Raw genomic sequence first — 18,557 nt, forward strand, 5'->3', positions numbered from 1 at the left:
TTTGCGGCAAACCCGGTCCCTTACGTAGGACAGCCGACGATCCGTGTCGCAAATGCAGGCGCGGTTCCCGGGCCGGCAGATTGACGCAGTCGCCCGACAACGCGATCGCGAGGCTATCCGAACATTTGTAGAAATCGGACGATAATCGAGCAATGCGACCAATATTTAGGCAGGGCTTCGTTCTTGGCGCTCCAGGCTGTAGACATTATCAGTCGTTACTCGCTGTCATACGTAGCGTCATCAATCGATTTGTTAATATATCTGCATATTGTTGATATCATTCGATCAGGATCGGCGCAAAATATCGGTCGATACTCCAAATATGCGATGGATATAATCTACAAGACGACGAAATAGTGCCGCAGCGGCATACGCACGCGGCCGCCAGTTTCCGGAAAGTCATCTTGACGCCGCCGGTCCAGAGTTTCACTATTCCAAAGAGAACAAGGGCGAATATGTCGCCTTCTGGGAGGTCCGGATGCTTCAAGAGCTATCGCGCCGCCAGTTTTTGAGAGGCGCAGGAACGGGACTGGCTGGAACAGCCATAGCTGCGCTGGGGTTCGGGGAGTCGGAGCAGGCGCTGGCTCAGGCCGTGCGCCCCTTCAAGCTGGCGCAAACCACCGAGACGCGAAATACCTGTCCCTATTGCTCTGTCGCCTGCGGCGTCATCATGTACGGCCTGGGCGATAGATCGAAAAACGCCCATTCGGCGATCATCCATATCGAGGGTGATCCGGATCATCCGACGAACCGCGGTACCCTCTGCCCCAAGGGCTCGGCCCTGCTCGATTTCGTCCATGCCGAGACGCGCACGAAATTCCCGCAATATCGCGGCCCCGGCCAACGTGACTTCAAGCGCATCAGCTGGGCGGAGGCGCTCGACCGCATAGCGCGGCTGATGAAGGACGACCGCGACAAGAATTTCATCGCCACCAATCAGGATGGTGTGACGGTCAATCGCTGGCTGTCCACCGGGTTCCTGGCGGCCTCGGCGACGACCAACGAAACCGCCTTCATGACCTACAAGGTGGTGCGAAGCACCGGGATGCTGGCGTTCGACAACCAGGCGCGCGTTTGACACGGACCGACGGTGGCCAGTCTGGCCCCAACATTCGGTCGCGGTGCGATGACGAACTCCTGGACGGACATCAAGAACACCGATCTCGTCGTCATCATGGGCGGCAATGCCGCCGAGGCGCATCCTTGCGGCTTCAAATGGGTCACTGAAGCGAAAGCCCAGCGGGGCGCGAAGCTGATCGTCGTCGATCCACGTTTCACGCGCTCGGCGTCCGTCGCTGATTTCTATGCGCCGATCCGGCAGGGCACGGATATCGCCTTCCTCCTGGGGGTGATGAAGTACTGCATCGATAACGACACGATCCAGCACGACTATGTGCGCGCCTTCACCAACGCGCCGTACCTCGTGAAGGAAGGCTTTGGTTATCAGGAGGGTCTGTTCACCGGTTACGACGAAGCCAAGCGCGATTACGACCGCTCAAGCTGGGAATACGAGCTCGGTCCGGACGGTTACGTGCAGATCGACGAGACGCTGCAGCATCCGCGAAGCGTCTACCAGCTCCTGAAGACCCACATCGCGGCCTACACGCCGGAGATGGTTGAACGCATCTGCGGAACGCCGAAGGACAAGTTCCTGACGATCTGCAAGATGATCTCGGAGACGTCGGCGCGCGACAAGGTCATGACGTCGATGTATGCGCTCGGCTGGACCCAGCACTCCAAGGGCTCGCAGAACATCCGCTCGATGGCGATGCTGCAGCTGCTGCTCGGCAATATCGGCATGCGTGGCGGCGGCATGAATGCGCTGCGCGGCCACTCCAACATCCAGGGCCTGACCGATATCGGCCTGATGTCGAACCTGATCCCCGGCTATCTGACCCTGCCGACGGACAAGGAGGTCGATTTCACGACCTATATGAGCACGCGCGGCTTCAAGCCGCTGCGCCCCAACCAGATGAGTTACTGGCAGAACTACAAGAAGTTCATGGTGAGCTTCCTGAAGTCGATGTGGGGCAATGCGGCGACCCCGGAGAACGATTTCGCCTATCAATGGCTGCCGAAGCTCGACGTGCCGGGCTACGACGTGCTGCGCACCTTCGAACTGATGAACCAGGGGAAGGTGAACGGTTATTTCTGCCAGGGCTTCAATCCGCTGCTGTCCTTCCCCAATCGGGGCAAGGTCACGGCTTCGCTCTCCAAGCTGAAATTCCTCGTCGTGATGGACCCGTTGCAGACGGAGACATCGCGTTTCTGGAAGGACGAGGGCGTCTTCAACGACGTCAAGCCCGAGGCCATCCAGACCGAGGTGTTCGAGCTGCCGACGACCTGCTTCGCAGAAGATGAGGGCTCGCTCGTCAACTCCGGCCGCTGGCTGCAATGGCACTGGCCGGGAGCCGAACCTCCCGGCGAGGCCAAGAGCGACACCTGGATCATGGGGCAGCTCCATCTCCGCTTGCGGGCGCTCTACCAGAAGGAAGGCGGCGCCTTTCCTGATCCGATCCTCAACCTGCACTGGCCCTATCGGATACCGGACGATCCGATGCCGGACGAGCTGGCGAAGGAGATGAACGGCTACGTCGTCTCGACCGTCACCGACCCGGTCGATCCGAGCAAGATCGTGCTGGAGAAGGGCAAGTTGGTCGATACGTTCGGGCAGCTGCGCGATGACGGATCGACGGCGTGCGGCTGCTGGATCTACTCTGGCTCCTGGACCGAGCGGGGCAACATGATGGCCCGCCGGGATACGAGTGACCCCGGCAATACCGGCGCCTATGCCAACTGGGCGTTCGCCTGGCCGGCCAACAGGCGCATCCTCTACAACCGCGCCTCCGCCGATATCGACGGAAAGCCGTGGGATCCCAAGCGCAGGCTGATCGAGTGGAATGGCAGCACTTGGACCGGGTTCGACGTGCCGGACATCGCGCCGGCCGCCAAGCCGCGGGATGTCGGCCCCTTCATCATGAACCCTGAGGGCACCGCGCGGCTGTTCTCGCGGGGCATGATGAAAGACGGCCCCTTCCCGGCCCATTACGAGCCGTTCGAAAGCCCGGTCACCAATGTCATGGCGCCCAAGATCCGCGGCAACCCCGCCGCTCGCATCTTCAAGGACGATCTGGCGGCGCTCGGCACTTCGGACAAGTTCCCTTATGCGGCAACATCCTACCGCCTGACCGAGCACTTCCACTTCTGGACCAAGCATGTCTGGGTCAATGCGGTGCTGCAGCCGGAGTTCTTCGTCGAGATCAGCGAACAACTGGCCGCGGAGAAGAACATCCAGCCCGGCAGCTGGGTGAAGGTCTCGTCCAACCGTGGTTCCGTGCATGCGAAAGCCGTGGTGACCAAGCGCATCAAGCCGATGATTTGCGACGGCAAGACGGTCCATATCGTCGGCATCCCGCTCCATTGGGGCTTCACCGGTGCGGCAAGGAAGGGTTTCGGCCCCAACAGCCTCACTCCGTTCGTCGGCGACGCCAACATCGAGACGCCCGAGTTCAAGGCGTTCCTGGTGAATGTCGAGCCGAGCAACGGGCCGGTCACGAGCTGAGGAGGCGGCGATGGCAGGATTGCAGAGTCAGGACTTCGCCCGCATCTCGGCCACGACCTTCAGGCCGCCGGATGTTCGGCATGATTTCGAGGTCGCGAAGCTTATCGACGTCTCGAAATGCATCGGCTGCAAGGCATGCCAGGCGGCATGTCTTGAATGGAACAACCTGCGCGAGGAGGTCGGCTTCAACATCGGCGTCTATGACAACCCGCACGATCTGACGCCGAATACCTGGACGCTGATGCGTTTCACCGAATGGGAGAATGCGGAAAGCGGCAATCTGGAATGGCTGATCCGCAAGGATGGTTGCATGCATTGCGCCGATCCGGGCTGCCTCAAGGCCTGCCCCGCCCCCGGCGCCATCGTCCAGTACAATAACGGTATCGTCGACTTCGTCTCCGAGAACTGCATTGGCTGCGGCTATTGCGTGAAGGGTTGCCCCTTCAACATCCCGCGCATCAGCCAGACCGATCACAAGGCCTATAAGTGCACGCTCTGTTCCGACCGGGTCTCGGTTGGCCAGGCGCCGGCCTGCGCCAAGGCCTGCCCCACCGGCGCGATCGTCTTCGGCACCAAGGCCGCGATGCTGAACTATGCCGAGGGCCGGATCACCGACCTGAAGTCGCGCGGCTTCAAGAATGCCGGCATCTACGATCCGCCGGGCGTCGGCGGCACGCATGTGATGTACGTGCTGCACCATGCCGACAGGCCGCAGCTCTACGCCAACCTTCCGCAGAACCCCAGGATCAGCCAGGTCGTTGAGCTCTGGAAGGGACTGACCAAATATACCGGCATGGCTGTCGTGGGTTTCGCCGCCATGTTCGCCTTCGTCCATGCGACCGTCGCAAGACGCAACGATGTCAGCCGTGCGGAAGATCGCGAGGCCGAGCATCTGATCGACGAGGAGGCAGCCCGTGGCCGTGAGGCGTGAGGAGGAGCGCACGACCGTCGACCGCTACCCCGGCCGCGTGCGCGTCAATCACTGGGTGACGGCGATCTCCCTGATCCTGCTTGCGCTCAGCGGGGCCGCCCTGTTTCACCCGTCGCTGTTCTTCCTGTCGAGCTTCTTCGGTGGAGGCTCGAATACACGGATGCTGCATCCCTGGATCGGCGTGGTGCTGCTGCTGAGCTTTGCCATCCTGTTCGTCCAGATGGTCCGCTACAATTTCTGGACCCGTGTCGATACAGAATGGATGCGCCATATCGGCGATGTGATGGCCGGGCGCGAGGAGAATCTCCCCGAAATCGGCAAGTATAACGGAGCGCAAAAGCTCGTCTTCTGGCTGATGACGCTGATGATCCTCGTCCTGTTCGGGACAGGTCTGATGATCTGGTACGAGTATTTCGGAACCAGCTTCACCATCGAACAGCAGCGCTTCGCCCATATCGTGCATGCACTCGCGGCAATCGCGATGCTGCTGGTCGTCATCGTCCATATCTATGCCGGCTTCTATGTGCGCGGCACGATCAACGCGATGACGGAGGGCAAGGTGACGGGGGGCTGGGCCTTCCGGCATCATCGGCTCTGGCTCCGGCGCGAGGCCCGCAAGGGCGTCATCGACGAGCGGCAGGTGCCCCCGCGCCGTCATGGCATAGGTCCGGCGGAATAGAATTTCGCGGGGCAGCTTCGGCTGCTCCGCCTCGACGTGGCCCGTGCGGTTCGTGAGGTTGATACTTGATGAGTGACAGCCAGGATTTTGCGACCTTTGAAGATGTCGGCATCGCCGAACGCGACAAGCCCCCCTTCGTCCGGCTTCCAGACCCACGCTTGATGTTCGGGCTGCGCGCCATGCGCTTCGCAGCCCTGGCACCGGGGCACCAGCTCCAGCCCTATCTGACCTTCCTTGCGGCGCTCTCAACCGCCCAGGAGCAGTTGGCGGGCGTGATCGCTCCGCCCTCGATGCCCTCCCTCGCCGAACAACGGAGCCGAGCGGCCAACGCGATGCCTCTGCTGCCGCGTACGGAGTTGGCCTTGGACGAGGCGACGTCCACTTGTTTCGCAGGGCTTCTCGTTCTGCTCGAAGACGTCATCATGCCGGAGCTTGCTCGCGCCGCGTTGAACCGGGCGAAGGAAGCGGACAGCGCCGCCCGCGGCACCATGTTCGCAGCCGTGCTCGACGACGCCGTGCCTGCAGAGACTGCCGCCGAACACATCTTCGCGGCTGCGGCCCTGCAAGTCGTTGGAGCTCTGCGCGCTGCGCTGCTCGACGCCACCCTGCCCCAGCCCGTCGCCGACGGCGTCTGCCCGTGCTGCGGCGGCCCGCCTGTCGCCAGCGCGGTCATGGCCACGGCGAACATCGAAGGTGTTCGCTATGTCCAGTGCTCGCTTTGCGCAACGCAGTGGAACCACGTCCGGGTGAAATGCGTCTCCTGCGGCTCGACCAAGGGCATCGCCTATCAGGCCATCGAAGGGATCGCTGACACGATCAAGGCAGAGACCTGCGACGAGTGCCGGACCTACCTGAAGATCCTGAACCAACGGAAGGATGCGGAGTTGGAGCCAGTGGCCGACGATGTCGCGAGCCTCGGCCTCGACCTTCTGGTCTCGGAAGCAGGATGGCGCCGTGCTGGCGTAAACCCTTTCCTGCTCGGCTACTGATCATGCGTCTCCCGGAGGGAGCCTGATGAACCGACCCGAACGCTTCCGCCCGCCATCGGTGGATGAGGTGCTGCGCAGTCCGCATTGCGAGCTCGCCCTTGCACGCCACGGCCGACCGGCGACCACACAGGCTGTCCGTCAGGTTCTGGAGCGGATGCGGCAAACTGAACCGCCCCACCCTGCCCCCGTCAAGGCGATCGCCGAGCGCGCGTTGGCTTGCCTGGAGGAACAGGAGCGGCCGTCGCAACGACCGGTCATCAACCTCACCGGCACGGTGCTGCACACCAATCTCGGCCGCGCCCTGCTGGCGGAGGAGGCGATCGACGCCGTCATCACGGCGATGCGCTCCCCGACCAACCTCGAATACGACATCGAGGCCGGCAAGCGCGGCGAGCGCGACGCGCATGTCCGCGACCTCGTCCGCGAACTGACGGGGGCCGAGGACGCGCTGCTCGTCAACAACAACGCCTCGGCCGTGCTGCTCGTGCTCAACACCTTCGCCCGGGACCGCGAGGCCATCGTCTCGCGCGGCGAGCTGATCGAGATCGGCGGCGCCTTCCGCATGCCCGACATCATGGCGCGTGCCGGCGCGATCCTGCGCGAGGTCGGCACGACCAACCGGACGCATCTGCGCGATTATGCCGAGGCAATCGGCTCCGCGACGGGGCTGATCATGAAGGTCCATACATCGAATTACATGGTGCAGGGTTTCACCGCTGCCGTTGAGCCCGCAGAGCTCGCGGCGCTGGCGCATCAGCATGACCTCCCCTTCGTCGATGATCTCGGCTCCGGCACGCTGATCGACCTCGCGCGCTGGGGGCTGCGCCATGAGAAGACGGTGCAGGATGCACTGAAGGGCGGCGCGGACCTCGTCACCTTCTCGGGCGACAAGCTGCTCGGCGGGCCGCAGGCCGGCTTCATCGCTGGCCGCAAGGAACTGGTGGCCCAGCTCGCGAAGAACCCGCTCAAGCGCGCCCTGCGCCTCGACAAACTGCGCCTTGCTGCGCTTGAAGCCACGTTGAAGCTCTACCGCAACCCCGACCGGCTGGCCGACAGGCTGCCGACGCTGCGCTTGTTCACGCGCCCTGTAGCCGCACTGCGCATCCTGGCCGAGCGCGTGCAGCCGCAAGTCGCCGACGTTCTTGGCTCCGGCTGGATCGTCGAAATCGCCGATTGCTCCAGCCAGATCGGCTCAGGCGCGCTGCCGCTCGAAACGCTGCCGAGTGCCGGCATCACGATGAAGCCATCCGGCAAGGCCTCCGGCGCGGCACTGGACAAACTCGCCGCCGCCTTTCGCGCCCTGCCCCTGCCCGTGATCGGGCGCATCGCTCAAGGCGCGCTGGTCTTCGACCTGCGCTGCCTGGAGGACGAGGACGCCTTCATCGGCCAATTGCCCTTGTTGAATCCCGAGGCCGGCGATGCCCTTGCTTGACCGCCTCCTCCGTCGCGACCGGTCGCCGCCGGCCGACACCACTACGGCGATGGCTGCCGCCGCGGCGGCGGTCGAGCGTGGAGATTACGGTGCGGCTCTGGCCATCTGGGGTCCGCTCGCTCATGCCGGCCTGGCGCGCGCCCAGAACAATATCGGCGCCTGCTTCGCCGAGGGACTGGGCGTCGAGCCCGATCCGGCGCTCGCGCTGCGCTGGCTCTCGCTCTCGGCCGAAAGCGGCGATCCGGTCGGCGAGCGCAATCTCGCTGCCCTGCATTTCAAGGGCGACGGCGTCGCACAAAGCGACGCCGAGGCGTCCCGGCTCTACCGGCTCGCGGCCGAACAGGGTGATGCGCCGGCGCAGGACATGCTCGCCTGGATGCTCCTGGAGAGCGGCAGTGCGGCCGACCTGCCCGACGCCCTGCGCTGGGCGGAAGCCGCGGCCGGGGCCGGGATCGCTGCCAGCATGACCCGGCTCGGGATGATGCATCACGAGGCGCTCGGCGTAGAGCGGAATCCGGTGCTGGCGGCGCAGTGGTGGCAGCGCGGCGCCGAAGCCGGCGACGCCGACGCGAAGGCCATGCTCGGCGCCGCGACACTGCTCGGCCAAGGCGTCACGAAAGATGCTGCCCGCGCTCTCGGCCTTCTGCTGGACGCCGAGCGCTGCGGCAGCCTGCTCGCCGCCCCCTTCATCAAGGCAGCGCGCGCGGCCGTCGCGCCCGATGAGGCCGCGCCATGATCATCGGCACGGCGGGCCATATCGATCATGGCAAGACCTCGCTGGTGAAACACCTCACCGGCGTCGATACCGATCGTCTCAAGGAGGAGAAGGAGCGTGGCATCACCATCACGCTCGGCTTTGCCTTTTGGCCGCAGCGGGATGGCCGGATCGTCGGGTTCATCGATGTGCCTGGTCACGAGAAATTCGTGCACACGATGCTGGCCGGCGCCTCCGGCATCGATCTGCTGCTGCTCGTCGTGGCGGCCGATGACGGGGTGATGCCGCAGACGCGCGAGCATGTCGACATTGCCCGCTTGCTCGGCATTGGCCAAGCCGTCGTCGCGATCACCAAATCCGACCTCGTCGAAGCGGCGCGCCTCGCCGCGTTGCACAGCGAGATCGGTATGCTGCTTGCTGATACGCCATTCCCTGACGCACCGATCCTGCCGGTCTCGACCGTGACCGGGTCGGGTATCGCCGAGCTTGCCGCGCTGCTGAGCGAACGAGCCCAATCCTCGCATATGCGCCGTGGCGATGGCGCCTTCCGCCTGGCCGTGGATCGCTGCTTCACACTCTCCGGCGCCGGCACGGTCGTTTCCGGTACGGTCCTCTCCGGAGCAGTCGCGGTCGGCGACAGCATCATTGTCTCCCCTTCAGGCATCCCGGCACGCGTGCGCTCGATCCACGCCCAGAACCTCCCCACTGAGCGAGGTACGGCCGGCGATCGCTGTGCTCTCAATCTCGCCGGGTCGGAGATCTCAAAAGACGCGATCCATCGTGGCGATATGATTGTCGCTTCGCATCTGCATGCTCCGGCCACGCGGATCGACGCCGAACTCACAATCGTCGCATCCGAGAAGAAGCCGCTGGCGATGTGGCAACCGGTGCGGCTGCACCATGCGGCGACCGAGGTGGGCGCCCGCATCGTCCTGCTTGGCGGCGAGATCGCGCCCGGCGCGACGGCGCTGGTACAGCTCGTGCTCGACAGCCCGATCGCGGCCGCCACGCTTGATCGCTTCGTGCTGCGCGACACCAGCGCCTCACGGACGATCGGCGGTGGCCGCTTCCTCGACTTGCGCGCGCCGGAGCGTCGGCGCCGAAGCCCGGAGAGGCAGGCCCAGCTGTTCGCCCTAGCCGAGACCGACGATGCGGAGGCGCTGGCAAGGCTGCTCGACGAGCCACCCTATCATGCCGAGCTGGAGGCCTTCGCGCGTGACCGCGCGCTCGGGCCCGGGCAGTCCGAGGCACTGGCGGTCAGGCTCGGCCTTGTGCCAATCGGTGCTTCGGTCATGCTCCCGCAGAGCTGGAAGAACCTCTCCGGCTCGGTGATCGAGATATTGAAAGCCTATCACGCCGACCACCCCGACCAGCCGGGAATGGGGCTGGAAAGGCTGCGATTGGCCGTGACGCCGCGCTTGCCTGCCGCCGTCTTCCGCACGGCGCTGACCCGGCTGGCGCATGCTGGTGAACTCGTCGTCATCGGTTCCTGGATCAGGCGGCCCGAGCACGAAGTCAGGCTGACACCGCAGGATGAGGCGCTCTGGGCACGCGTCGCGCCGTTGATCGGCAGCGGCGAGCGCTTCCGCCCGCCCCGCGTACGCGACGTCGCCCAGATCCTCGGTTGCCGCGAGGAGGATATCCGCCGCCTGTTCCGCCTTGCCGGGCGTCGCGGCGACGTCCACGAGCTCGCACTTGACCACTTCTTCCTGCGCGATACGGTCTCCGAAATGGTCGGCGTCGCGGCAGACCTCGCGGCACGCGACCCGGCCGGGTTCAACGCCGCGCAGTTTCGCGACAGGCTCGATAACGGCCGCAAGGTCGCGATCCAGATCCTTGAATTCTTCGATCGCCATGGCGTCACCATCCGCCGCGGCGATCTCAGGCGCATCAACCGTCAGCGGCTCGACCTGTTCGGTCCGCTGACGGTTGATGCGTCGAATGGAGGAGAAGCGTCCCCGGTGGGGCGTCCGGACTTCAAATTCGGGAGGGGCCGTCAGACGGTCTCTGGTGGGTTCGACTCCCATTCTCTTCCGCCAGCTCACTGAGGCGCCATGACCGAAGACACAGACGCGCCGGACCTCAACCTGATCGCGGTCTTCGAGGAAGCGGCTGAAGCTGCCCGGCGGGCCGAGGACGCGTATCGTCGCGAGGCGGCCACGCGGATCGAGGTGCTCGCCCGGGAACGCGCCAACGCCTTCCGCAGGCTCAACCTGATGCGCAGCTCGACCAAAGCCATCGCCGAGGCAGAGGATCCCGACAAGGCGACTGCGCGCGCCAGGTTCATCGTCGCCAGTGGGCTCGGCTGGGACGAGATCGGTCCGCGGCAGGCGCTCGTCCTCGACAGGCTGATGCCGGTCTTCGAGGCGATACAGGACGAGATGAGCGCAAGCGAGGGGCCGCCCGGTCGGGGTTCGCAGGCCGCCCTGCTCGCCTTCGAGGACTGGTACCGGGAGGAGACCGGCACGGAGTTCTATGCTCTGTTCGAGCGCTATATGCCGGAGACCCCGCGTGTCGACTTCTAAAGGGCTGGGTACCGATTTCGACGCCTGGCTCGCCAAAGCGTTCCGAAAGGGTCCGTTCACGGCGTTGATCGTGCTGGTCCGCATTGCCGAGCCGAAGGTCGAGCCTCTGCGCTCCACCTATGTCCATGTCATCGGCGACGAGATCGACTGGGGCGACATCATCCTGATGTTTCGCAGCGCCGGCGTGAGCTGGGATGCCGTCGCGTTTTTTCCGACCCGCGCAGAGAAGGGCGGCCCACTCGACGACGCGCTCGCCCGCACGCGTTTGCGCTCGCTGGAAGACGGATTGGAGCGCGACCGGCTGGTCCTGAACCACGGCGAGCTTTTCGACGTCTGGGGGCGCCGGATGCGGGTCGACGAAACCTAGGGAAACGGCCCGAATTGCGGTTTGCGGGAAGGCCGATGCAAACGCGGAAGGTCAGATCATCGGAGCGGATGCGAGATCCGGTCCGATGATCTAGCTGACGATCACCCGCGCAGGGCCGGCCTCGACTGTTCCGACGATGCGGGCGGAGGGATATCCTGCCGCCTTCACCATGGACAGAATCTCGTCTGCCCTCCCTGCTGCACAGGAGACCAGGAGGCCGCCCGAGGTCTGCGGATCGGTGAGCAAATGGCGCTGCCAGTCCGGCAGTCCGGCCGGTAGCGCGACGCCCTCGCCATAGCTCGCCCAGTTGCGGTGCGAAGCACCGGTCACGCGCCCGTCGCGTGCCAGTTGCTCGGCCTGCGAGAGGAAGGGCAATTCAGCCAAGCGGAGCCGCAAGGTCGCGCCCGAGCCGCGCGCCATCTCCAGCCCGTGCCCGAGAATGCCGAAGCCGGTGACGTCGGTGATCGCATGGACGTCGCCATCCCCTGCCAGTTCGGCGCCGACGCGGTTGAGCAGGGTGGTCGAGGCGATCATCTCGTCATAGGCGGCCTTTGGCAGCAACTCCTTCTTGAAGGCCGCCGAATAGATCCCTACGCCCAATGCCTTGGTCAGGATCAGCGCATCGCCCGGCCGCGCACCGCTGTTCCTGCGCAGGTTCGGCAGCTTCAACAGGCCGATCACTGCAAGTCCGTAGATCGGCTCGGGTGCATCGATGGAGTGCCCGCCCGCGACCGGAATGCCGGCCTGGGCGCAGATCGAGGCGCCGCCCTTCAGGATCTCGCGCGTCGTCTCGATCGGCAGCTTGTCGAGGGGCATGCCGAGGATTGCCAAGGCCATGATCGGCTTGCCGCCCATGGCATAGACATCCGAGATCGCATTGGTCGCCGCGATCCGGCCGAAATCATGCGGATCGTCGACCATCGGCATGAAGAAATCCGTCGTCGCGACGACGCAGGTCTCATCGTCGATCTGCCAGACCGCCGCATCGTCGCCGGTCTCCGTGCCGACGAGAAGCTGACGGTAAGGCCCTGCCGCAGGGTGGTCCGCAAGCAGTTGCTGCAGGACCGAGGGCGCCAGCTTGCAGCCACAGCCGCCGCCATGTGCCAGGCTGGTCAGGCGGGGGGGAGCGGGAGTGTCAAGGTCGATCGTGTCGCTCATGGTCCAGTCTCCAGAAGAGCAGCGCCCCATTCGCCTCGCCGACTAAGCCGTGATCTCGGCCGACTTGATCGTGTACTTGAACGTGTCGGCATCGAGACAGTCGAGCAACGCGCCAGCGATTTCGGCCTGCGGATACATCAGGAATGCCACCTTGTGGCGCGAGCCCGGCAATTCCAGGTCATGAGCCATGTTGTAGCCGAGCCAGTTGCCCTCCCAGGCGCCGAACAGCGTCTTTCGCGCGGCCACCACCTTGGGCGTGTCGATTGCATTGTTCCCTGGCGGCTCCTCCAGGACGACCTTGCGCACATCGGCGGGATCGGTTGCGACCCAACCATAGCCATCGAGCCAGACCTCGGCTCGGCAATGCTGCGCCTTGGTGATGGTCGCGGAACCGGCACCGAGGCTAGCATAGCCGAACTTCGAAGGCGCGACGCGAATACCGTAGATGTCGCGGGCCGGGATGCCCGCGGCACGTACCAGCGCGACATAGAGTGCGTTCAGATCGGCGCATTTGCCGCCAAGATTGCCGGTGCGCAGCATCGAGGCGACGTCGCCGGTACCGCAACCGCGTGTCTTCGCGTCACGGAACGTGTTCACGACAACCCATTCGTAGATCGCCCGGGCCTTGTCGAGGTCGCTCGCCTTGCCGGCAATCGCCTTCTCGGCAGTCTCCTTGACGATGCCGTCGGTGGGCATCAACTCGGTCGCCTCGAGATAAAGCCTGCGCTCGGCCGCGCTCAGCATTGGCGCCTGGGATCTTGCGCCGAGATCTGCGGCCCGGTCGCGCAGCGAAAAGCTGCTGCGAATCTCGATAATGGGCGCTGCCTCCCCATCCTTGAAGACAACATGCAGCAACTGCGCGCCATATTTGGGATCACTGACGACCTCCGCCGAGGCAGCGTTACTCTGCCAGGCGTTTTTACCCAACCTGATCCATTCGCCCTCCTGCACTGACGGCAGCGGAATCCAGACCTGTGCCCTGCCCTTCGCCGGCAATTCGAGCCGGGTCAGCACCTCGAAATTGCGCCAGGCACCGGGCGTAGGCGCAAAGACAGCGTCCTGGGCGAGGACGTGGTGCGGAGCCACAAACCCCGCAGCTGCGACCACGGCACCGGTTTTCAGCATGTCACGACGCGTAATCATCGGATCTCCTCCCTGCTCTGGCTTCCATCGATCGTCTGTTCCGCCGGCGTCCCGTTCTTGCGCTGCGACAGTCGCGTCAGCACGGGGATGACGGCCGGGCCCGTCCAATCGAGCGGCCCTTCGGCCTTGAAGGCCGGGCTCAGGTCGCGATCGAGCACGAAGCTCGTCGGCAATCCCTCAACATGCCAGGCCTTCATCGCGCTGCGGTCGCGGTCCAGCAGGATGGGGAATGAAACCGGGCGCTCGCGGAAGAAGGTCCTGACCCGGGCGTCGACCTCGCCGACATCGACGGCGAGGATCGTGAGCTGGACCGGCTGCTGAGCCGCGAGTGCGTTCAGCGAGGCCATCTCCTCGATGCAGGGGGCGCACCATGTCGCGAAGAAATGGACGATCACGGGACCGCCGGGCAGCTCCGCCAGATCGATACGAGCGCCGTCGAGGCGGTCGAGAACGAGTGTTGGGGTGGTTTCGGCAAACCAAGGCTTGAGCTCTTCGGCCAAGCTCGACGTGCTGGCGAGCACCAGCGACGAGGCGATCAACAGCACCCGCCAGGAGCGCCCTTGTCCGGCATTCAGTCGATGAGCGCCCCGAAACTCGGGAGCCGTGACCGTAACCACGCCTCATCTTGTCCCAGATGCTCCAGCAAGGTCAATTTCGACTTTCGCCGCGGCACATGATGAGTGCGCACCCAGGGTCTGTCCGGATTGGAAGGCGCCCGTGCCACGAGAGCTCCGGCTTCGCTGTCACATACAGACCAGCGCTCGCTGCGCTTCATTGGGGCGCCGAGCCCACCCGCGCTTCTCCGTCTTGTTCGGACGAAGCGCGCCATGCCTCCTCAGCGGCGCTCGCAACGGCAGTGGGTCTGTGCCATTTTTCGCAGGCGACGGTCCGATCTCCGGTCGGCGCAGCAGGACGATCGATATGGAGAGCCACCTCCGGGTAGAATCGACGGTCTGGCGAAATGGCGGCCTTGCTCCGAGCAGCCGCGCCGTGCCGGAAGAATCTGCGATCGCGATCACCTATAACGGATCATCTTACGCCGTGATGATGGCGACACCCGATGATCTCGAGGATTTCGCGATCGGGTTCAGCCTGACCGAAGGTATCATCACCTCGCTGGATGAAATCCACTCGCTTGCGATCATCGAGCAGGAGATCGGCATCGAGTTGCAAATCTGGCTCGCTGATGCGCCTGCGGAGAAGCTCCAGCATCGCCGTCGCTATCTGGCAGGACCGACCGGCTGCGGCTTGTGCGGCATCGAGCAGCTCTCCGAGGCGATACGGCCTCTGGATTCGGTTCCGCTCGGCCTGAATTTCTCTCCTGAGGAGATCATGATGGCGGTTCAATCGATCTCGGGCCAGCAAACGCTGAATCGTCAGACGCACGCAGTGCATGCTGCCGCTCTCTGGGAGCGCCACCAAGGCCTTGCTGTCCTGCGCGAAGACGTGGGCAGGCACAATGCCCTCGACAAGCTGGTCGGGGCACTCGCCCGCCAGAAGCGCGAGGCCGAGACCGGCATCGGTGTCCTCACCAGCCGCATCTCGGTCGAGATGGTTCAGAAAGCTGCCATCGCTCGACTACCAATTCTCGCTGCCGTCTCCGCTCCCTCGGCGCTGGCCATACGGACGGCAGCCGATGCCGGAATGACGCTGATCGGGATCGCACGCGGCGACGGCTTCGAGATATTCACCCATCCCGCTCGCATATCGCGGACCTAAAGCATTGGCCCGAAATGTAGATTGCGGCTTTCGGGAAAGGCGATGCAAACACAAGGTTAGATCATCGGACCAGACACGATGTCCGGTCCGATGATGTGGTGCGCTTGTTGCCGGGGACGTGACGCAAGCGGTTCGTCCTCGATCATGGAATTCGCGCCGGTGCTTCAGAGCGCGAGGCGTGACCTCGCCTGTTCGGCCTGTGCCTTCGCCATTGCAATCAGCGGTGACCGGCGCGCGAGGACATCTTGGATATTCGTCTTGTCCGCACGCTCAGGCGCGCCTGAATCGAAGGGCGGTTGCGGGTCGTATTCAAGGACGAGCTGGATGCGGCGTGCGGTTTCCTCACCCACGAGCGCAGCAGCGAGCGTCAATCCGAAATCCAGTCCGGCCGTCACACCTCCGCCAGTCATCCGGTTGCGATCAATCACGACGCGATCAGTCTGGAGCTTTGCGCCCATCACAGGCAGCAGATCCCGGACATACCAGTGCGAGGTCGCCCGATAGCCCTTCAACAGTCCCGCGGCTCCGAGCAGCAGAGAGCCGGTGCAGACGCTTGTGACATAACGAGCTTGCGCGCCGCGTTCGGCGAGGAAGCCCAGCACCTCGCTATCCCCCATCAAGGCGACACTGCCCTTCAACCCGCCGGGGACGAACAGGACGTCGAGATCGCGGGGGCATTCGGAGAATGTCGCCGTTGGCGCAACCGGCAGTTTCACATCGCTGGTGACGGCTGCCCTGCCCTTCCAGACCAGATGAGTTTCAGCCTGCAGAAGCGAGAACACCGTCAGCGGACCGACGAGATCGAGCAGAACCATATCCGGGTGGACAAGCATCGCGACGCGCATCGGCGCGGCACCCGTTGCCGCAGGTTGTGCCTCGGCCGCGCGCACATGTCCGAACAAGCCCGAGAGCGCCCCTGTCGCGGCCAGTGCTGTCAGGTCCCGGCGCGTCATGTCATTCGTCATGGCTTGATCTCCACGGTCTCACCGAGGCGGATCATCTCGAAATCGGAGACCAGGATTTCGAGTTCGATGGTCCACCGACCACCGATGGGAATGACGAGGCTGTCGACATGCCAGGCGCCGTCGCTCGACCGGACGGCCTGACGCTCGATCGGTTCGACCCCGGCCGACGGGTTCGACATCACGCAGCGAACCTCCTTGACCGTGAGCGGTCCAAACTCTCCGTCGAGCAGTGAAATCGAAATGGAGGCCGGCCCCGCACGTCCAGGCGAGATGCGGATGTCCGCCATCGCCTTGGCCGTGTGAATGTGGATCGATGCAGGCGGCGCTCCCGCATCGAGAAGTGCCCGCGGCGGCGGCGTGAAGCGCCAGGTCGCAACGGTGCCAAGGACAAGGAACACCAGCAAGGTTTCGGCCGCGATCATGCGCCGCATCGTCTTGGCGGCGATGCCCGTTCGAGACCGGACATGGGGCGTGAGGCGGTAGCGGTTGATGGCGGCCAGGCCCAGCAGGATTGCAACCCAGGCGAGCTTGATCAGCAGAACCCAGCCATAGCCGGTCGAGATCAGTGTGCCTGGCTGTTCGAGCTGAACCACCGCCAGGATGCCACCGCTGAGCAGGGTCAAGCCAACAACGACAGGTATCCAACGCGAGAACTGGCGCAGCACGGCAATTGCGTCGGGCTCCCGCAGAGCGAAGAACAGAGGCACCAAGGCTCCTGCCCAGGCGGAGACGCTGACGGCGTGAACAAAGACTGCACTCCGCATCAACCACTGCGGGCTGGCCGCGCTGGCATGGCCACTCGCGGCGAGCGCCACCCCTACAGTCAGGAGGGCTGCTCCAGCGAAGACCGGCCCCATGCGGCCGCGTACCGCCAGGGAGGCCATTCCGAGCAGAAATGCGACGGCTGCAGCCAGCGCCGTGCGGCCAAAGCTGCTGGCGGCCGCGGCGCTCCAGACGTCCGCTTCGCCCAGGCTGCCGAGCGAGCGATCCAGGATATCGAGCCCTTGCGCGGCGAGTGCCAGCGGCAAGGCGGCAGATCCGAGCAGGATGAACAATCCGAGCGGTCGCCGGGCATCGCGAGGCAAGGGACCAACCCAGGTCGCAAAGGCTGCCCCGCCGAGCCCCATGAGCAAGCCCAGATAGAGCCCTACCTTTCCCAGCCATAGGGTAGCCCGCACAGCAGGATCAGTCCGTGTCTCAGGAGTTGGCGACTGGCCGCTGGGCGCACCGACTGAGAAGACCACCGCCCCACCAACCGGGTGCCCATCCTCGGAAATGACGCGCCAGCTCAGAACATGCGTTCCGGCTGACAGTTCGGCGGGCGCTTCGATCATCAGCGTCCTGTCCTTCAGCACGAACCGATCGAGTGTGCGGGACGCGCTGTCTGGTCCGATCAGCTTCAGGATGAGCGGCGACACCGGTTCACTGAAGCTCAGTGTCAACACCGCAGGGGCGTTGGTCACGACCGCGCCGTCCGCCGGCGAGGCGGCGATCAGCGCGGCATGAGCGAAGGCGCGTCCGGTTATTGCCGTGGCGACAGCCAAGGCGCAGGTCAGGACGAAGGCGAGGCGAAGGGGCCAGCGCATGGCAACTCCCAGCAGCCGGGCGCGAAGCCCGGCCACTTGCGCGGTTTACTTTTTCGGGGTGAGCTTCAGACCGGGAGCCGGATACTTGTAGTCGTCCGCGCTCTTGCCCTCAGTCGGGATCTCGATCCAGCGTTCGACTGTGCCGCCCTCGCACTCCTGGACGACCGGTACGTAGAGGACGGTGTCGGCCTTGAGGTCGGAGGTCAGATAACCGCGCAGCACGAACTCGTCATAGTGCTCGTCAAGCAGCCTGCCGCCGCTCCAGACCACTTCCTTCACGCCTTCCGAAGTCGGTGTGCCGTAGTAGTCGAAAGCCTTGCCATAGGGGCCCTTCACCGTTTCCAGTGTCCAGCCGGGCTTGGGCATCGGCTTGACCGCGATCACGCCCTCGGGAATCCGGACGCGGACCTTCGTTGTTGCCGCGCCCTTGCAACCATGGGGCACGCGCAACACGGCCTTGTAGGTCGAGCCGACCGGAGCCTGCTGCGTTTCGAGGGTAATATGAGCGAGCGCACCGGTTGTTCCCAGAGTGACGAACATCGCTGCAAGGAGATGGGTCTTCATGGCGTAATCCTTGGTCTGTGAGGGCGGTTCTGCGACGGGCTCGTGAGAGCCCATGACGCTCGATGCCGTTGAGTGTGGTCATCGGACGGTGAGTGCCGGCCGGTGATGGCGATCCCGACATGCGGCCCCGGTCAGATTGCGATCGGCAAAGGAACCGTTGGCATGGTGAGCCGAGGCATCGCAGGCGCGAGCCCCCGCGCTTCATTTGCGTGCCGGGCAGAC

General features: G+C 64.5%; 15 protein-coding genes, 1 tRNA gene and 1 pseudogene. 11 read left to right on the forward strand and 6 right to left on the reverse strand.

Annotated features, from left to right (window positions below; genetic code table 11):
• Positions 1 to 478: 478 nt before the first annotated feature.
• From fdnG to AB4118_RS21165, 10 genes and pseudogenes are all read left to right on the forward strand, one after another.
• Positions 479 to 3,562, forward strand: a complete 3,084-nt coding sequence (gene fdnG, locus AB4118_RS21120; protein ID WP_441491593.1) for a formate dehydrogenase-N subunit alpha — start codon at positions 479 to 481, stop codon at positions 3,560 to 3,562.
• 10 nt (positions 3,563 to 3,572) lie between these two features.
• Positions 3,573 to 4,493 carry a formate dehydrogenase subunit beta gene (fdxH, locus tag AB4118_RS21125; protein ID WP_441491594.1) on the forward strand — a complete coding sequence of 307 codons (921 nt, stop codon included), beginning with the start codon at positions 3,573 to 3,575 and terminating at the stop codon, positions 4,491 to 4,493.
• The gene (locus AB4118_RS21130; protein ID WP_441491595.1) at positions 4,477 to 5,172 is read left to right on the forward strand and encodes a formate dehydrogenase subunit gamma; all 696 of its coding nucleotides are present in this window, start codon (positions 4,477 to 4,479) and stop codon (positions 5,170 to 5,172) included. The genes fdxH and AB4118_RS21130 overlap by 17 nt, the downstream gene beginning before the upstream one ends.
• Before the next feature lie 68 nt (positions 5,173 to 5,240).
• On the forward strand, positions 5,241 to 6,161 hold the full coding sequence (fdhE, locus tag AB4118_RS21135; RefSeq protein ID WP_441491596.1) for a formate dehydrogenase accessory protein FdhE: 921 nt from the start codon (positions 5,241 to 5,243) through the stop codon (positions 6,159 to 6,161).
• Between the two features lie 25 nt (positions 6,162 to 6,186).
• Entirely contained in the window at positions 6,187 to 7,593 is a 1,407-nt protein-coding gene (gene selA, locus AB4118_RS21140; RefSeq protein ID WP_441491597.1) for an L-seryl-tRNA(Sec) selenium transferase, read from the forward strand.
• A complete protein-coding gene (locus AB4118_RS21145; protein WP_441491598.1) occupies positions 7,580 to 8,329 on the forward strand; it encodes a tetratricopeptide repeat protein in 750 nt (249 codons plus the stop codon). Before selA ends, AB4118_RS21145 begins: the two co-directional genes overlap by 14 nt.
• A pseudogene (gene selB, locus AB4118_RS21150) lies at positions 8,326 to 10,140 on the forward strand (selenocysteine-specific translation elongation factor); the annotation flags it as partial. The gene AB4118_RS21145 and the pseudogene selB, both read left to right, overlap by 4 nt.
• Before the next feature lie 111 nt (positions 10,141 to 10,251).
• A tRNA-Sec gene (locus AB4118_RS21155) sits at positions 10,252 to 10,347 on the forward strand.
• Between the two features lie 15 nt (positions 10,348 to 10,362).
• A complete protein-coding gene (locus tag AB4118_RS21160) occupies positions 10,363 to 10,833 on the forward strand; it encodes a hypothetical protein (protein WP_441491599.1) in 471 nt (156 codons plus the stop codon).
• Positions 10,820 to 11,200 carry a hypothetical protein gene (locus AB4118_RS21165; protein WP_441491600.1) on the forward strand — a complete coding sequence of 127 codons (381 nt, stop codon included), beginning with the start codon at positions 10,820 to 10,822 and terminating at the stop codon, positions 11,198 to 11,200. The genes AB4118_RS21160 and AB4118_RS21165 overlap by 14 nt, the downstream gene beginning before the upstream one ends.
• Before the next feature lie 90 nt (positions 11,201 to 11,290).
• Here the strand turns inward: AB4118_RS21165 and selD are convergent, their stop codons facing one another.
• Genes selD through AB4118_RS21180 form a run of 3 tightly spaced genes read right to left on the reverse strand, consistent with a single transcriptional unit; the run spans position 11,291 to position 14,118 of the window.
• Positions 11,291 to 12,358 carry a selenide, water dikinase SelD gene (selD, locus tag AB4118_RS21170; protein ID WP_441491601.1) on the reverse strand — a complete coding sequence of 356 codons (1,068 nt, stop codon included), beginning with the start codon at positions 12,356 to 12,358 and terminating at the stop codon, positions 11,291 to 11,293.
• Positions 12,359 to 12,400: 42 nt separating this feature from the next.
• Positions 12,401 to 13,501: a transglutaminase-like domain-containing protein gene (locus AB4118_RS21175; RefSeq protein WP_441491602.1), complete on the reverse strand. Its 1,101-nt coding sequence runs from the start codon at positions 13,499 to 13,501 to the stop codon at positions 12,401 to 12,403.
• On the reverse strand, positions 13,498 to 14,118 hold the full coding sequence (locus AB4118_RS21180; RefSeq protein WP_441491603.1) for a TlpA family protein disulfide reductase: 621 nt from the start codon (positions 14,116 to 14,118) through the stop codon (positions 13,498 to 13,500). The genes AB4118_RS21175 and AB4118_RS21180 overlap by 4 nt, the downstream gene beginning before the upstream one ends.
• A 304-nt stretch (positions 14,119 to 14,422) precedes the next feature.
• On the opposite strand from AB4118_RS21180, the gene fdhD reads away from it, so the two are divergent.
• Entirely contained in the window at positions 14,423 to 15,220 is a 798-nt protein-coding gene (gene fdhD, locus AB4118_RS21185) for a formate dehydrogenase accessory sulfurtransferase FdhD (protein WP_441491604.1), read from the forward strand.
• A gap of 164 nt (positions 15,221 to 15,384) precedes the next feature.
• On the opposite strand, the gene AB4118_RS21190 is transcribed toward fdhD, so the two are convergent.
• Genes AB4118_RS21190 through AB4118_RS21200 form a run of 3 tightly spaced genes read right to left on the reverse strand, consistent with a single transcriptional unit; the run spans position 15,385 to position 18,335 of the window.
• On the reverse strand, positions 15,385 to 16,185 hold the full coding sequence (locus tag AB4118_RS21190) for a DJ-1/PfpI family protein (RefSeq protein ID WP_441491605.1): 801 nt from the start codon (positions 16,183 to 16,185) through the stop codon (positions 15,385 to 15,387).
• Complete coding sequence (locus tag AB4118_RS21195; RefSeq protein ID WP_441491606.1) at positions 16,182 to 17,771, reverse strand: copper resistance CopC/CopD family protein; 1,590 nt, start codon at positions 17,769 to 17,771, stop codon at positions 16,182 to 16,184. Before AB4118_RS21195 ends, AB4118_RS21190 begins: the two co-directional genes overlap by 4 nt.
• 45 nt (positions 17,772 to 17,816) lie before the next feature.
• Positions 17,817 to 18,335 carry a YcnI family copper-binding membrane protein gene (locus AB4118_RS21200; protein WP_441479111.1) on the reverse strand — a complete coding sequence of 173 codons (519 nt, stop codon included), beginning with the start codon at positions 18,333 to 18,335 and terminating at the stop codon, positions 17,817 to 17,819.
• Between the last annotated feature and the right edge of the window lie 222 nt (positions 18,336 to 18,557).

It is taken from the genome of Allobosea sp. 2RAB26 (assembly GCF_052115465.1).
Classification (GTDB): Bacteria; Pseudomonadota; Alphaproteobacteria; order Rhizobiales; family Beijerinckiaceae; genus Allobosea.